Here is a 14,125-nt window from a genome sequence, read left to right as displayed (position 1 = left end):
AGGGTGTGGCGACTTCGGGTAAGTGCATGTCACGCAGACTTGCAAAGAGGGCGCATCCTCGTATAATCGACCTTAACGAATAACGTTAAGCGTTCCGAGCATGATTCGAAGCTTCAGCTGTACCGATACCCAGACGCTCTTTACTACTGGAAAGACGCGGCGGTGGTCGGACATCAAGTCAGTCGCGGAACGCAAGCTGGCCATGCTCGATGCTGCCTCAGAATTGCGCGACCTCAGGTCCCCACCGGGCAACCGTCTCGAGGCTTTGCACGGCAACCGAGCAGGCCAGCACAGTATCCGTATAAACGACCAGTGGCGCCTGTGTTTCACTTGGACCGACAACGGTCCAGCCCACGTCGAAATTGTCGATTACCATTGAGGTGCACCATGCTCAAGAACGGTATGCGTCCCATCCACCCCGGAGAGGTCCTGCGTGAGGACTTCCAGAAGGAACTTGGTTTCAGCGCAGCCGCGCTGGCCAGGGCATTGGGTGTCGCCACGCCCACTGTGAACAATATCCTGCGCGAACGAGGCGGTATTTCCGCGGACATGGCGCTGCGCCTGTCCATCTGCCTGGATACCTCCCCCGAATTCTGGCTCAACCTGCAAAGCGCCTTCGACCTGCGCACGGCAGAACAACAACATGGCGCTCAGATCCTCGGTTCGGTACAGCGCCTGGTTGCCTGAAACCCCTCCCAATCAACAAACAGCCACACCATGGACGTGGCGCCGCAAGGATCGTTCCCGCATAATCCCGCGACTGACATTCGGCAACGGAGAGATTGGGGCGGCGCCTCCCCAATGAAGACGATGACCTACACGCTCTACGGCATCAAAGCCTGCGACACCATGAAAAAAGCCCGCACCTGGCTCGAAGACAAGGCCATCGGCTACGAATTCCACGACTACAAGACCCAGGGCATCGACCGCGACAGCCTGAACCGCTGGTGCGACGAACATGGTTGGGAAGTCATCCTCAACCGTGCCGGCACCACCTTCCGCAAGCTCGACGACGCCAGCAAGGCCGACCTCGATCAGGCCAAGGCCGTCGAGCTGATGCTGGCCCAGCCGTCGATGATCAAGCGCCCGGTGCTCGACCTTGGCGAGCGCACCCTGGTCGGCTTCAAGCCCGACCTGTACGCCGCGGCACTGGCCTGAGTCCGTCCACGCTCCACCCCCTATTTCGTACGAGGTAACGCTATGTCCACCACTCTGTTCAGCCTGGCCTTCGGTGTCGGCTCGCAAAACCGCCAGGGCACCTGGCTGGAAGTCTTCTACGCCCAACCGCTGCTCAACCCGAGCGCCGAGCTGGTCGCGGCCATCGCCCCGATCCTCGGCTACGAAGGCGGCAACCAGGCCATCACCTTCAGCACCGCCCAGGCCGCACAGCTGGCCGAAGCCGTCAAAGGCATCGACGCCGCCCAGGCCGCCCTGCTGACCCGCCTGGCCGAAAGCCACAAGCCGCTGGTCGCCACCGTGCTGGCCGAAGACGCCGCGCTGAGCTCGACCCCAGAGGCCTACCTCAAGCTGCACCTGCTTTCGCACCGCCTGGTCAAGCCGCACGGCGTGAGCCTGGCCGGCATCTTCCCGCTGCTGCCGAACGTGGCCTGGACCAACCAGGGCGCCGTCGACCTGAGCGAACTGGCCGAACTGCAACTGGAAGCACGCCTGAAGGGCGAGCTGCTGGAAGTGTTCTCGGTGGACAAGTTCCCGAAGATGACCGACTACGTGGTCCCGGCCGGCGTGCGCATCGCCGACACCGCCCGCGTGCGCCTGGGCGCCTACATCGGCGAAGGCACCACCATCATGCACGAAGGCTTCGTCAACTTTAATGCCGGCACCGAAGGCCCGGGCATGATCGAAGGCCGCGTGTCCGCTGGCGTGTTCGTCGGCAAGGGTTCGGACCTGGGCGGCGGCTGCTCGACCATGGGTACCCTGTCCGGTGGTGGCAACATCGTCATCAAGGTCGGCGAAGGCTGCCTGATCGGTGCCAACGCCGGTATCGGCATTCCGCTGGGCGACCGCAACACCGTAGAAGCAGGCCTGTACATCACCGCCGGCACCAAGGTGAACCTGCTGGACGAGAACAACGTCCTGGTCAAGGTAGTCAAGGCCCGCGACCTGGCCGGCCAGACCGACCTGCTGTTCCGCCGCAACTCGCTGAACGGGGCCGTGGAATGCAAGACCCACAAGTCGGCCATCGAGCTGAACGAGGCGCTGCACGCCCACAACTGAGAACCCTGCGCGGTTTGAAGTGATAAGATCGGGTCTGATGTCGTGTCAGACCCGATTTTTCATTCCAGGCCCCGCTCACATGTTCCAGCCCTCCCCCTGGCGAGCCGATTTCCCCGCCATTGCCGCTCTGCAACGGCAGCACCAGACCTACCTGGACAGCGCCGCCACTACCCAAAAGCCGCAAGCCTTGCTCGACGCCCTCGGCCACTATTACGGCCATGGCGCGGCCAACGTGCACCGTGCCCAGCATTTGCCTGGCGCCCTGGCGACCCAAGCCTTCGAAGCCTGCCGCGACAAGCTGGCGGCTTGGCTCAATGCCGGTGACTCGCGGCAGATCGTCTTCACCCACGGAGCCACCTCGGCGCTGAACCTGCTGGCCTACGGCCTGGAGTATCGTTTCGAGCCTGGCGACGAGATCGCCATCAGCGCCCTCGAGCACCACGCCAACCTGCTGCCTTGGCAGCAGCTGGCGCAGCGGCGCAACCTGCGTCTGGTGGTGTTGCCGCTGGATGCACGCGGCTGCATCGACCTGGACCAGGCCCTGCAATTGATCGGCCCGCGCACGCGGGTACTGGCGGTCAGCCAGCTGTCCAACGTGCTCGGCACCTGGCAACCGTTGCCCGCCCTGCTCGCCCATGCCCGCGCCCAGGGCGCGCTGACCGTGGTGGACGGGGCCCAGGGCGTTGTTCACGGGCGTACCGACGTGAGCGAGCTGGGTTGCGACTTCCATGTGTTTTCCAGCCACAAGCTGTACGGGCCGGAAGGTGTGGGCGTGCTGTATGGCCGGCCCGAAGCGCTGGGGCTGCTGCGCCACTGGCAATTCGGCGGCGAAATGGTGCAACTGGCCGACTACCAGGGCGCCAGCTTCCGCCCTGCGCCGCTGGGCTTCGAGGCCGGCACGCCGCCGATCGCCGGGGTGATCGGCCTGGGCGCGACCCTGGACTACCTGGCCAGCCTCGACCTGCAGGCCGTCCAGGCCCATGAGGCGAGCCTGCACCAGCACCTGCTGCGCGGCCTGAACGACCGCGAGGGTGTGCGAGTGCTCGGCGCCCCCCAGGCGGCACTGGCCAGTTTCGTCATCGACGGCGTGCACAATGCCGACATCGCCCATGTGCTGACCGAGCAAGGTATCGCCGTACGTGCCGGCCACCACTGTGCTATGCCACTGCTCAAGGGGCTGGGGCTGGAAGGCGCGATCCGGGTATCGCTGGGGCTGTACAACGACAGCGACGACCTGCAGCGCTTCTTCGAGGCGCTCGACCAGGGCCTGGAGCTGCTGCGATGAGCCTGCCGGCAGCAGCCCGGGAGGCACTGGAGCACTTCGAGCAGGCCCGAGGCTGGGAGCAGCGCGCGCGACTGTTGATGCAATGGGGTGACCGGCTCGATCCATTGAATGATGCAGACAAGGTCGAAGCCAACCGCGTGCACGGCTGCGAGAGCCTGGTGTGGCTGGTGGCAGAGAAGGTTGAAGATCGATGGCACTTCAAGGCTGCCAGCGATGCGCGGCTGCTACGCGGGTTGCTTGGGTTATTGCTGGTAAGAGTGCAGGGCTTGCCGAGCGATGAGCTGGCCGGGCTGGACCTGCGAGCCTGGTTCAGCCAACTGGGATTGGAGCGGCAGCTGTCGCCTTCGCGCAGCAACGGCCTGCATGCTGTGCTGCTGCGGATGGCCGAGTTGGCGGGCAATCGCTGAATCGGCGGCGCCGACCCAGCCGTTGCACGTACCTGTAGGAGCGGGCTTGCCCCGCGAAGCAGGCAACGCGGTTATTCGGGTTTGACTCGCTCCGAAGGCCGACGCGCCCCTGCCACCAGTTTCTCCACGGCCTTGCTCGCCGCCACCATGCCGAAGGTCGCGGTGACCATCATCACCGCACCAAAGCCCCCGGCGCAGTCCAGGCGTACACCTTCACCGACGAAGCTCTTCTGCAGGCACACGCTGCCATCGCCCTTGGGGTAGCGCAGTTGCTCGCTGGAGAACACGCACGGCACGCCATAGTTGCGACTGACGTTGCGCGAGAAGTTGTAGTCGCGGCGCAGGGTCGAGCGTACCCGCGAAGCCAACGGGTCGTTGAAGGTCTTGTTGAGGTCGCCGATCTGGATCTGCGTAGGATCGATCTGCCCGCCGGCGCCACCGGTGGTGACCACGGCGATCTTGCGCCGCCGACACCAGGCGATCAATGCCGCCTTGGCCATCACGCTGTCGATGCAGTCGATGACGCAATCGAGGTTTTCGGTGATGTACTCGACCATGGTGTCGCGGGTCACGAAGTCGGCCACGGCATGCACCGTGCAAGCCGGGTTGATCGCCCGCAGGCGCTCGGCCATGACCTCGACCTTGGGCCGCCCGACCTGCCCCTCCAGAGCATGGGCCTGGCGGTTGGTATTGCTGACGCAGACGTCATCCAGGTCGAACAGGGTGATCTCGCCCACGCCACTGCGCGCCAGCGCCTCAGCCGCCCACGATCCGACCCCGCCGATCCCCACCACCGCCACATGGGCCTGGTGCAGGCGTTGCAGGCCGTCGTCGCCATACAGGCGGGCAACGCCGGCAAAACGTGGATCTTCTGTGCTCATGTCGATACCCCGTGACTCATACCTCGAAAACCGGCGCGCATTATAGGCCAGCTGCCCCATGACCTCCACGGTTAGGAAAGAGCCTACTAACCCTGCTTTAATGTCCTATCTCTTCGACAGATTTGGACGACGATGTCTTCACGTAAATTGGGCATGAACCTGGTGGTGGTCCTGGCCATTGCCGCGCTGTTCACCGGTTTCTGGGCGCTGGTCAACCGCCCCGTCTCCGCCCCGGCCTGGCCTGAGCAGATCTCCGGTTTCTCGTACTCGCCGTTCCGCCTGGGCGAAAGCCCGCAAAAAGGCCAATACCCCACAGACGACGAGATGCGCCAGGACCTGGAGCAGATGAGCAAGCTCACCGACAGCATCCGCATCTATACCGTTGAGGGCACCCAGGCCGAGATCCCGCGCCTGGCCGAAGAGCTGGGCCTGCGCGTGACCCTGGGCATCTGGATCAGCCCCGACCTCGAGCGCAACGAGCGTGAAATCAGCAAGGCCATCGAGCTGGCCAACACCTCGCGCAGCGTAGTGCGAGTGGTGGTCGGCAACGAAGCGCTGTTCCGCGAAGAGGTGACCCCCGAGGCACTGATCCAGTACCTGGACCGGGTACGTGCCGCGGTCAAGGTGCCGGTCACCACCTCCGAGCAATGGCACATCTGGAAGGAGCACCCGGAGCTGGCTCGCCATGTCGACCTGATCGCCGCGCACATCCTGCCCTACTGGGAATTCGTGCCGATGAAAGACTCGGTGGAATTCGTGCTCGATCGCGCCCGCGATCTCAAGCGCCAGTTCCCGCGCAAGCCATTGCTGCTGTCGGAGGTCGGCTGGCCGAGCAACGGCCGCATGCGCGGTGGTGCCGACGCCACGCAGGCCGACCAGGCGATCTATCTGCGAACCCTGGTCAATACCCTCAACCGCCGTGGCTACAACTACTTCGTGATCGAGGCCTACGACCAGCCCTGGAAAGCCAGCGACGAGGGATCGGTGGGCGCCTACTGGGGCGTGTTCAATGCCGAGCGCCAGCAGAAATTCAACTTCGAGGGCCCGGTGGTGGCGATTCCGCAATGGCGGGCGCTGGCAGTGGCCTCGGTGGTGCTGGCAATGATCGCCCTCACCGTGCTGCTGATCGACGGTTCGGCCCTGCGCCAGCGCGGCAGGACCTTCCTCACCTTCATCACCTTCCTCTGTGGTTCGGTGCTGGTATGGATCGCCTATGACTACAGCCAGCAGTACAGCACCTGGTTCAGCCTGACCGTCGGCGTGTTGCTGGCCCTTGGCGCGCTGGGAGTGTTCATCGTGCTGCTGACCGAGGCCCACGAACTGGCCGAGGCGGTGTGGATCCACAAGCGCCGCCGGGAATTCCTGCCGGTGCAGGCCGACAGCGCCTACCGGCCCAAGGTCTCGGTGCATGTGCCGTGCTACAACGAGCCGCCGGAGATGGTCAAGCAGACCCTGGACGCGCTGGCGGCCCTGGACTACCCCGACTACGAAGTACTGGTGATCGACAACAACACCAAGGACCCGGCCGTGTGGGAACCGCTCAAGGCCCATTGCGAGAAACTCGGCGCGCGCTTCAGGTTTTTCCATGTGGCGCCCCTGGCCGGCTTCAAGGGCGGCGCGCTCAATTACCTGATCCCGCACACCGCCAAGGATGCCGAAGTGATCGCGGTGATCGACTCGGACTACTGTGTCGACCGCAATTGGCTGAAGCACATGGTGCCGCATTTCGCCGACCCGAAGATCGCCGTGGTGCAGTCGCCACAGGACTACCGCGACCAGCACGAAAGCGCTTTCAAGAAGCTGTGCTACAGCGAGTACAAGGGGTTCTTCCATATCGGCATGGTCACCCGTAACGACCGCGACGCGATCATCCAGCATGGCACCATGACCATGACCCGGCGCACCGTGCTCGAGGAACTCGGCTGGGCCGAGTGGTGCATCTGCGAAGACGCCGAGCTCGGCCTGCGCGTATTCGAGAAAGGCCTGTCGGCCGCCTACGCCCACAACAGCTATGGCAAGGGCCTGATGCCCGACACCTTCATCGATTTCAAGAAGCAGCGCTTCCGCTGGGCCTACGGCGCCATCCAGATCATCAAGCATCATGCCGGCGCCCTGCTGCGCGGCAAGGGCAGCGAACTGACCCGCGGCCAGCGCTACCACTTCCTGGCTGGCTGGCTGCCGTGGATCGCCGATGGCATGAACATCTTCTTTACCGTGGGTGCGCTGTTGTGGTCGGCGGCGATGATCATCGTCCCGCACCGGGTCGACCCGCCGCTGATGATCTTCGCCATCCCGCCGCTGGCGCTGTTCTTCTTCAAGGTCGGCAAGATCATCTTCCTCTATCGCCGCGCAGTGGGGGTCAATCTCAAGGACGCCTTCGCCGCCGCGCTGGCCGGGCTGGCGTTGTCGCACACCATCGCCAAGGCAGTGCTGTACGGCTTCTTCACCAGCAGCATGCCGTTCTTCCGCACACCGAAAAACGCCGACAGCCATGGCGTACTGGTGGCAATTTCCGAGGCCCGGGAAGAACTGTTCATCATGTTGCTGCTATGGGGCGCGGCGGGTGGCATCTACCTGGTGCAGGGACTGCCGAGCTCGGACATGCGCTTCTGGGTGGCAATGCTGCTGGTGCAGTCGTTGCCATACCTGGCGGCGCTGATCATGGCCTTGCTCTCGTCGCTGCCCAAGCCGTTGTCGCAGGAAGACCCCGTGCAGGCCTAGCAGGCATGCACCTCACGCTGCCTGGCAGGTGGCAGGCAGCGTTTCGTAGTACAGGTCGTGATCTGCCTGCTCGGCGGGCTGGAACTCCAAGGTACAGGTGCCCCGCTCGGGCAGATCGACGATCAGGCGGCGGCCTTGGCGAAAGTCATGCACGAAGATCAGGCCACCGTTTTGCACCAGGGTCACGAAACCGTCAACCTCATCACTGACCGACGCCCCCGCGGGCAAGGGTTGCCCATCGAACGAGGCATGCAGCAGCAAACGCCGCCGCTCGTAGGCATCGAACACTACCTGCGACACCGCGCCTCGCCGCGCCTGTACCGTGGCGATGGCGTTGTCCAGCTCGACATTGCGCGGCAAGCTGCGTGCCTCTACCTGCACCGGGCTTTCGCCATAGGGCTCGACCCGCGCTGCCAGGGCCCGCCCCTGGCCGTCGGTCCACACCGGCCCGCTTGGGGTGTTGACCCGGACATCGCTCAGCTCGCCGACGTTGAGCAGCGCAAAGGTATCCTGCACCGTGTAGGGCGACAGCGTCAGCCCTGCGTCATGGGCGACGGCACCGCCGCGCACGCTGGCAAACAGGCTGCGCCGGCCTTGACCGTTATCGGCATGATCGAAACGCATGTGGTTGTACCTGGACATCAACGACATGCCGATGCGGCTTTGCAAGGCGTCCTGGTGGCCTTGCCGCTCCAGGCCAAGGTCGTAGGCCATCTGATCGTTGATACGCTCGTTGATGGAGACGCCGGTACGCCTGCTCTCGCCACTGTCAGAAAACGACGCGCGCAGCCGTCGACTGCCGCCCAGCGGTGCACTCGCACTGAGATGGACTGATTTCTGGGACCCTGCGCTGGAACCGCGCCCCCAATCGACATTGCCGTTGATCGTCAGCTGGGCGAAACGCTTCGACCACCCCAGGTTGGTCATCACGAAACGCTTGCCATCGCTTGAGCGCGACTGCGTATTGCCCAGGCTCAAGCTGCCCAACCTCGTATGTTGCCAGGACACCCCGAGGCTCAACCGGTCACGTTCGGCCACGCGTCGTTGGCGGCTGTCACTGCCGGGCAAGGCGTCGTGGAACTCTCGGTAGCCTGAAGTTTGACGCTGATAAACGACGCTCGATTGCCAGTTATCCGCCAGCCGTTGTGTCAGTTGCACCTGGCCTTGCCCGCCATCGCCCGCCTGCGGCAGCCAGGCCTGACGCACGTTGCTCGACAACTCGGCACCGGTCCAGGGTTGTACCCCCAGGCCGAACCCTGCCGATTGGTAATGGGAACTGGAAAGCACGCCCACCTGCGAAGCCAGGCCTGGGCCGAAGGAGCCAGTCCAACCAACACTCAACACGCCCGGAGACTGAGGATGATCGCGTAAAGTGCCCAGGCCGAAGGTAAACCCTGCAGCGGAATCCAATGCAGAGGTCAACACAGCCGGCTGCCTCAGCTCACGCCGCTGCCCGTCGGCCTCGACGATCGTCACCTGCAATGCCCGGTTCGCATCCACCTGCGACGGCGGTTCCACGGCGAATGGCCCGGCGGGCACCAACAGCGTGTCGATCAACCGCCCGCCCTGGCGCAGTTCCAGACGGGCCTGAGTCTGCGCCACGCCCTCGATCGTTCGAGCCGCCCTGAAATGGATCAACGCCTGCTCGGGGAACACCTGCGCACCGTTCACCGCGAGGCCACCGAGCACCGGGTTGGTCAGGTAAATCTGGCCCAGTTGAAGGGTCGTGGCATGGCTGGCGAAGGTACGCTGAGCGTAGGCATCGAGCAGCTCTGAACGCTGCCGATCACCGAGGCGGCTGACGATCTGGTTACTGCGCAGCACCCAGTCATTCGCATTGAGCCCAAGCTCGGTCCTGGCCGTCCAATTGCTCTGGGCACCGCCACTGAGGCGATGTTCGGCCCACGACAGGTCGTAATTGAGGATGCCGGCCACCCCACCGGAAGTGAACTGCGTCAACGACGCGATACGTTCTTTGGCACGCATCGCCTCGGTGGGCACCACCACGTCCACCCTTGCATTCTGCGGGTCCAACTGGACCTCGGTCTGTGGGTAGAGACGCTGAAACCGTTCGCACGCCAAACCCGGCTCCCCGGCCGGTAACGCCTTCAACTGCGCGGCCTCGAGCAAAGGCGGGTCGAAACACAGCTCGCCGGCATCGGTAAAGCGTGCCTCGATGCTGCCCAATGCACGACCGTTGAGCCGGAACGTTACCCTGTGCTCGCCGGGAGTGAAGCGCGGCGACTGGGCAAGATAGTCTGCAAGCGCAGGGTCTATGCCAAGTTCACGTAGGGTCGTGGGGTCGAAGACAATATCCTGCGCCCGCGCAGACATCGCCCCGAGCCATACGCAGAACCCGCACAGCAAAGATGCCAACCACCGCGAACAGAACATTCAAGGCAGCTTGTACAACGGCGCCTCGAAGGCTTCGACCGCATTGCCATAAACCGTCGCCGGCAACAGGCGAACCCGCTCCAGGGTAGGGCCGTTCGGCACGTTACGCGCGACCACCAGCGACTCACCAGGCAGAATGTAGCTGCGCGCCAATGTCGCTGGATGTTTCGATGGCAACAACGACAATTCCTGCGCCAAGCGTACGACGTAAGCGCTGGGGTTGTTCACCCGCAACTCGCCGTCATGCAGGCTCCAACGCAACCAGGTCCAGGGCGTGCGATCGAGCGCTAGGCCTTTGGGGTGAATCAGCACTGGCAGGTTTTGCTGCAAACCTACGCCCACCTCCGAGTCCCCATTACCCTTGCTCTGCGCAACGCTGCGAAAAACCACGCGCTTGAGACGCTGGGTGGTCAGGGTGACATCGGTTCGCAGGATGAACCTCACCACCTGCTCTTTGCCTGCCTCCACCCGCCAGGCCGGCTGGGTCAGAAACAGCAACGTTTCGTTGTCTTCGGGAATGTTTTGGATCTCTACCAGCAGCAACGCGACTCCAGGGTCGTCATTGCGTATGCGAATGGAGGCCTCGCCTTCGGCCTGCTTGACGACGACCACGGAGGTCTCCGGAAGCATGCCATCGGCCAAGGCCTCGGTTCGCACTCCCAAGGCCAGCGTTGCAACGCAGAGCCAGCCCAGCAGTGTCTGTTTCATCCTCGCCGCAGCTCCGAGCTTAGAGGTAATACACTTCGAGCGTCGAAGCGCCGTCCAGCTGGATGCCATCGCCGACATCGAGATCCTTGAGCGGGGCGATGAGGATGCTGACCCGCAGGTCACCACTCATCCGCTGTATCGCCACCGGTTGGGTCTGCCCCGCCGGTACGAAGCTGTGCAGCGTGTTGGTCATTTGGTTGGTGAGCAAGGTGTGGGCCAGACCGTTTTCCAGCCTCCACGATGCGCCGCCATCAACGCTAAAGAGACGATTGACCGACGTGCTGCCATCGACCTCGATGCTCGGCCCGCGCAGTGCCAGCCTGTAGTTTCCGATGGGCTTGCCGCCACTCATGCCCAAGCCAAACGAGTAGATTTCGCCGGGCAGAGCGCTGGAAGCCCGCGCATCCTGCGCACGCAGGCCAAACCGGGTAGGTGCATCGCACACGATCGAGAGCGCTTGGTAATCAGAGTTGAAGCGGGTATTGAGGTCATACCGCAGGTCCCGCGTGCTGATGGTGCCAAAATCGTAAGTGCCGCCACCGCTGAGGGTCGGTAGGCAAGCACCGGGTTTGATCTCACCGGTCACTCGGATTTCCGCGGTGTTGGCCAGTACCAGGGAGCTGGCGGCCAGGGTTGTGACGAAGACGAAGCTTTGTAGCCGTTTCATGTGAGTCTCCTTGTTTCTGGGAAAGGTTGCTGGCAAAAGCGGAAAGGAGCTTATTTCCCCACCCATCCCACAGACAGGGGGCAACGATTCCACTGGAACTCAGAAACAGCCCACCAGGCCGTTTTGCTTTAGACTATCGGCCCCTTGCCCCGCCTTGCCCGCTTCTGGAGTACCACGATGACGGCCCCAGCCGACCTCTCCCCCACCCTGCGACTGGCCTGCGACCTGATCCGTCGCCCGTCGGTCACCCCCGTCGATGCCGACTGCCAGGCGCAGATGATGAACCGCCTGGGCGCCGTGGGCTTCCAGCTCGAGCCGATGCGTATCGAGGACGTCGACAACTTCTGGGCCACGCACGGTACCCAGGACGGCCCGGTGCTGTGCTTCGCTGGCCACACCGACGTGGTCCCCACCGGCCCGGTGCAGCTGTGGCAGCATGAGCCGTTCGAGGCCTTGATCGACGCCCAAGGCATGCTCTGCGGCCGTGGCGCCGCCGACATGAAAGGCAGCCTGGCCTCGATGGTGGTGGCCTGCGAGCGGTTCGTGCACGACTACCCGAACCACCGCGGCAAGGTGGCCTTCTTGATCACCAGCGACGAGGAAGGCCCGGCGCACCACGGCACCAAGGCCGTGGTCGAACGCCTGAAGGCACGCAACGAGCGCCTGGACTGGTGCATCGTCGGCGAACCGTCGAGCACCACCCTGCTCGGCGACGTGGTCAAGAACGGCCGTCGTGGCTCGCTGGGCGCCCAACTCACCGTGCGCGGCAAGCAGGGCCACGTGGCCTACCCGCACCTGGCGCGCAACCCGATCCACCTGGCCGCGCCAGCCCTGGCAGAACTGGCCGCCGAGCACTGGGACGAAGGCAACGCGTTCTTCCCGCCGACCAGCTTCCAGATCTCCAACCTCAACTCCGGTACCGGTGCCACCAACGTCGTGCCCGGAGAGCTGACCGCGCTGTTCAACTTCCGCTTCTCCACCGAGTCGACCGTCGAAGGCCTGCAGGCGCGAGTCTCGGCGATCCTCGACAAGCACCAGCTGGACTGGTCGATCGACTGGGCGCTGTCGGGGCTGCCGTTCCTCACCGAGCCGGGCGAACTGCTCGATGCGGTGTCGGCCAGCATCAAGGGCGTGACCGGCCGCGATACTCAACCCTCCACCAGCGGCGGCACTTCCGATGGTCGCTTCATCGCCACCATGGGTACCCAGGTGGTCGAGCTCGGCCCGGTCAACGCCACCATCCACCAGGTGGATGAGCGCATCCTGGCCAGCGACCTCGACCTGCTGACCGAAATCTACTACCAGACCCTGGTGCGGTTGCTCGCCTGATGCTCACCTGTCCTCTTTGCCAGGCCCCCCTGACACGGCTCGACAACGGCGTGGTGTGCCCCGCCGGGCACCGCTTCGACCGCGCCCGCCAGGGTTATCTGAACCTGCTGCCCGTGCAGCACAAGAACAGCCGTGATCCAGGCGACAACCAAGCCATGGTCGAAGCCCGCCGCGACTTCCTCGAGGCCGGTCACTACGCCCCGGTGGCCCGGCGCCTGGCCGAGCTTGCCGCCGAGCGCAAGCCCGGCGCCTGGCTCGACATCGGCTGTGGCGAAGGCTACTACACCGCGCAGATCGCCCAGGCAGTGCCCGATGCCGACGGCTACGCCCTGGACATCTCCCGCGAAGCGGTCAAACGCGCTTGCCGCCGTGCCCCGGCAGTGACCTGGATGGTGGCAAGCATGGCCCGTGTGCCCCTGGCCAATGCCAGCTGCCAGTTCATCGCCAGCGTGTTCAGCCCGCTGGACTGGACCGAGGCCCTGCGCGTGCTCGGCCCCGGTGGCGGCCTGATGCGCGTCGGCCCGACCAGCGGCCACCTGATGGAACTGCGTGAAGTGCTCTACGATGAAGTACGCCCTTACGCCGACGACAAGCACCTGGCCCTGGTGCCACCCGGCATGGTCCATGGCCACAGCGAAACCCTGGAGTTTCGCCTGAGCCTGGCCGAGCCCAAGGCCCGTGCCGACCTGCTGGCCATGACCCCGCATGGCTGGCGCGCCAGCGCCGAGAAACGCGCCCGGGTGATCGACCAGCCCGAGCCATTCGAGGTCACGGTTTCCATGCGTTATGACTATTTCGTGCGCCAAGACTGAGCACAGCGGAGCCCCTATGCGCCAACCTGATATCGAGATCTATCTGAAAGACGCCGACGTCGACCACAAGCAGATTGCCCAGTGGCTCGCCCAGGCGATCGGCCCGTGCAGCGAATGGCAGCAGAAAGGCCAGACCTTCAAATGCCAGGCCGGTAACATTCCGGTCACCTGGCTACCCAAGGCTGTGGGGAAATGGAACAGTCTTTACCTGGAAAGCGACCAGACTCCATGGGACGACGATGTCGCTTGCGCCCGTGCCGCGTTCGCCGCGCTGAACGTGGAAGTCCGCTGCGCGCCAGGTGGCTGGGTCGAGGAAGACGGTGAAGAAGATGCCGATCGCTGGATCCGCATCAGTGCCGACGGTGAAGAGGAAATCACCTGGCGTACTAGCTGAGCCTGTTTTTCTGTAGGAGCGGCGCCGCACCGCCGCTCCCACACAGCCAGAGGCTCAGAGCCCTACAACGTCCTCGGCCTGCAGGCCTTTCTGGCCCTGCACGCAGGCGTATTCCACCCGCTGCCCTTCGACCAGGGTACGATGCCCCTCACCGCGGATCGCCCGATAGTGGACGAAGACATCCGCACCACCTTCGCGCTGAATGAAGCCATAACCCTTGGCATCGTTGAACCACTTTACATTCCCAGTCTCACGAGACGACATCTGAACTACTCCGGTTTTTTATTGTGAA

The 14,125-nt window shown here is 64.1% G+C and carries 15 protein-coding genes; 10 read left to right on the top strand and 5 right to left on the bottom strand.

All coding sequences use genetic code 11. The annotated features are described in order from the left end of the window. Positions 1 to 100 precede the first annotated feature (100 nt). The 6 genes from IAE37_RS08730 (at position 101) to IAE37_RS08705 (ending at position 3,927) form a co-directional block, all read left to right on the top strand. Complete coding sequence (locus tag IAE37_RS08730) at positions 101 to 379, top strand: type II toxin-antitoxin system RelE/ParE family toxin (RefSeq protein WP_201172338.1); 279 nt, start codon at positions 101 to 103, stop codon at positions 377 to 379. Positions 380 to 387: 8 nt separating this feature from the next. Then, entirely contained in the window at positions 388 to 687 is a 300-nt protein-coding gene (locus IAE37_RS08725) for a HigA family addiction module antitoxin (RefSeq protein WP_201172335.1), read from the top strand. Positions 688 to 810: 123 nt separating this feature from the next. Beyond that, a complete protein-coding gene (locus IAE37_RS08720; protein WP_201172441.1) occupies positions 811 to 1,158 on the top strand; it encodes an ArsC family reductase in 348 nt (115 codons plus the stop codon). Positions 1,159 to 1,200: 42 nt separating this feature from the next. After that, positions 1,201 to 2,235: a 2,3,4,5-tetrahydropyridine-2,6-dicarboxylate N-succinyltransferase gene (gene dapD / locus IAE37_RS08715; protein ID WP_201172333.1), complete on the top strand. Its 1,035-nt coding sequence runs from the start codon at positions 1,201 to 1,203 to the stop codon at positions 2,233 to 2,235. A gap of 79 nt (positions 2,236 to 2,314) precedes the next feature. After that, the gene (locus IAE37_RS08710; protein ID WP_201172331.1) at positions 2,315 to 3,520 is read left to right on the top strand and encodes a cysteine desulfurase; all 1,206 of its coding nucleotides are present in this window, start codon (positions 2,315 to 2,317) and stop codon (positions 3,518 to 3,520) included. Then, positions 3,517 to 3,927: a SufE family protein gene (locus tag IAE37_RS08705; protein ID WP_201172329.1), complete on the top strand. Its 411-nt coding sequence runs from the start codon at positions 3,517 to 3,519 to the stop codon at positions 3,925 to 3,927. Before IAE37_RS08710 ends, IAE37_RS08705 begins: the two co-directional genes overlap by 4 nt. A 71-nt stretch (positions 3,928 to 3,998) precedes the next feature. Here the strand turns inward: IAE37_RS08705 and tcdA are convergent, their stop codons facing one another. Continuing rightward, entirely contained in the window at positions 3,999 to 4,808 is an 810-nt protein-coding gene (tcdA, locus tag IAE37_RS08700) for a tRNA cyclic N6-threonylcarbamoyladenosine(37) synthase TcdA (RefSeq protein ID WP_201172327.1), read from the bottom strand. Between the two features lie 132 nt (positions 4,809 to 4,940). On the opposite strand from tcdA, the gene IAE37_RS08695 reads away from it, so the two are divergent. Next, positions 4,941 to 7,529 carry a glycosyltransferase gene (locus tag IAE37_RS08695; RefSeq protein WP_201172325.1) on the top strand — a complete coding sequence of 863 codons (2,589 nt, stop codon included), beginning with the start codon at positions 4,941 to 4,943 and terminating at the stop codon, positions 7,527 to 7,529. A 12-nt stretch (positions 7,530 to 7,541) separates the two neighbouring features. On the opposite strand, the gene IAE37_RS08690 is transcribed toward IAE37_RS08695, so the two are convergent. From IAE37_RS08690 to IAE37_RS08680, 3 genes are read right to left on the bottom strand one after another with little or no spacing between them, the layout of a single operon-like run. Beyond that, positions 7,542 to 9,896 (bottom strand): fimbria/pilus outer membrane usher protein, encoded by a 2,355-nt coding sequence (locus IAE37_RS08690; RefSeq protein ID WP_201172323.1) that lies wholly within the window; start codon positions 9,894 to 9,896, stop codon positions 7,542 to 7,544. Positions 9,897 to 9,923: 27 nt separating this feature from the next. Beyond that, on the bottom strand, positions 9,924 to 10,631 hold the full coding sequence (locus IAE37_RS08685; protein WP_201172321.1) for a fimbria/pilus chaperone family protein: 708 nt from the start codon (positions 10,629 to 10,631) through the stop codon (positions 9,924 to 9,926). A 19-nt stretch (positions 10,632 to 10,650) separates the two neighbouring features. Further along, complete coding sequence (locus IAE37_RS08680) at positions 10,651 to 11,298, bottom strand: DUF1120 domain-containing protein (protein ID WP_201172320.1); 648 nt, start codon at positions 11,296 to 11,298, stop codon at positions 10,651 to 10,653. A gap of 177 nt (positions 11,299 to 11,475) precedes the next feature. Between IAE37_RS08680 and dapE the strand changes: the two genes are divergently transcribed. From dapE to IAE37_RS08665, 3 genes are read left to right on the top strand one after another with little or no spacing between them, the layout of a single operon-like run. Next, positions 11,476 to 12,627 carry a succinyl-diaminopimelate desuccinylase gene (dapE, locus tag IAE37_RS08675; RefSeq protein WP_201172319.1) on the top strand — a complete coding sequence of 384 codons (1,152 nt, stop codon included), beginning with the start codon at positions 11,476 to 11,478 and terminating at the stop codon, positions 12,625 to 12,627. Continuing rightward, a complete protein-coding gene (locus tag IAE37_RS08670) occupies positions 12,627 to 13,439 on the top strand; it encodes a putative RNA methyltransferase (protein ID WP_201172318.1) in 813 nt (270 codons plus the stop codon). The genes dapE and IAE37_RS08670 overlap by 1 nt, the downstream gene beginning before the upstream one ends. 16 nt (positions 13,440 to 13,455) lie before the next feature. Next, positions 13,456 to 13,833 carry a hypothetical protein gene (locus IAE37_RS08665; protein WP_201172317.1) on the top strand — a complete coding sequence of 126 codons (378 nt, stop codon included), beginning with the start codon at positions 13,456 to 13,458 and terminating at the stop codon, positions 13,831 to 13,833. A 54-nt stretch (positions 13,834 to 13,887) separates the two neighbouring features. Here IAE37_RS08665 and IAE37_RS08660 read toward each other — a convergent pair whose 3' ends face one another. Beyond that, positions 13,888 to 14,097, bottom strand: a complete 210-nt coding sequence (locus IAE37_RS08660) for a cold-shock protein (protein WP_003252255.1) — start codon at positions 14,095 to 14,097, stop codon at positions 13,888 to 13,890. Positions 14,098 to 14,125 lie beyond the last annotated feature (28 nt).

This window comes from Pseudomonas sp. S31 (assembly GCF_016648105.1).
GTDB lineage: Bacteria > Pseudomonadota > Gammaproteobacteria > Pseudomonadales > Pseudomonadaceae > Aquipseudomonas.
The sequence above is the reverse complement of the archived record's forward strand: the minus strand, read 5'-3'. Positions and strand labels throughout refer to the sequence as shown.

What these genes read in the sequence shown, in the direction of transcription:
- IAE37_RS08730 (WP_201172338.1), top strand. Translation starts at nt 101, where the DNA reads ATGATTCGAAGCTTCAGCTGTACCGATACCCAGACGCTCTTTACTACT.
- IAE37_RS08725 (WP_201172335.1), top strand. Translation starts at nt 388, where the DNA reads ATGCTCAAGAACGGTATGCGTCCCATCCACCCCGGAGAGGTCCTGCGT.
- IAE37_RS08720 (WP_201172441.1), top strand. Translation starts at nt 811, where the DNA reads ATGACCTACACGCTCTACGGCATCAAAGCCTGCGACACCATGAAAAAA.
- dapD (WP_201172333.1), top strand. Translation starts at nt 1,201, where the DNA reads ATGTCCACCACTCTGTTCAGCCTGGCCTTCGGTGTCGGCTCGCAAAAC.
- IAE37_RS08710 (WP_201172331.1), top strand. Translation starts at nt 2,315, where the DNA reads ATGTTCCAGCCCTCCCCCTGGCGAGCCGATTTCCCCGCCATTGCCGCT.
- IAE37_RS08705 (WP_201172329.1), top strand. Translation starts at nt 3,517, where the DNA reads ATGAGCCTGCCGGCAGCAGCCCGGGAGGCACTGGAGCACTTCGAGCAG.
- tcdA (WP_201172327.1), bottom strand. Translation starts at nt 4,808, where the DNA reads ATGAGCACAGAAGATCCACGTTTTGCCGGCGTTGCCCGCCTGTATGGC.
- IAE37_RS08695 (WP_201172325.1), top strand. Translation starts at nt 4,941, where the DNA reads ATGTCTTCACGTAAATTGGGCATGAACCTGGTGGTGGTCCTGGCCATT.
- IAE37_RS08685 (WP_201172321.1), bottom strand. Translation starts at nt 10,631, where the DNA reads ATGAAACAGACACTGCTGGGCTGGCTCTGCGTTGCAACGCTGGCCTTG.
- IAE37_RS08680 (WP_201172320.1), bottom strand. Translation starts at nt 11,298, where the DNA reads ATGAAACGGCTACAAAGCTTCGTCTTCGTCACAACCCTGGCCGCCAGC.
- dapE (WP_201172319.1), top strand. Translation starts at nt 11,476, where the DNA reads ATGACGGCCCCAGCCGACCTCTCCCCCACCCTGCGACTGGCCTGCGAC.
- IAE37_RS08670 (WP_201172318.1), top strand. Translation starts at nt 12,627, where the DNA reads ATGCTCACCTGTCCTCTTTGCCAGGCCCCCCTGACACGGCTCGACAAC.
- IAE37_RS08665 (WP_201172317.1), top strand. Translation starts at nt 13,456, where the DNA reads ATGCGCCAACCTGATATCGAGATCTATCTGAAAGACGCCGACGTCGAC.
- IAE37_RS08660 (WP_003252255.1), bottom strand. Translation starts at nt 14,097, where the DNA reads ATGTCGTCTCGTGAGACTGGGAATGTAAAGTGGTTCAACGATGCCAAG.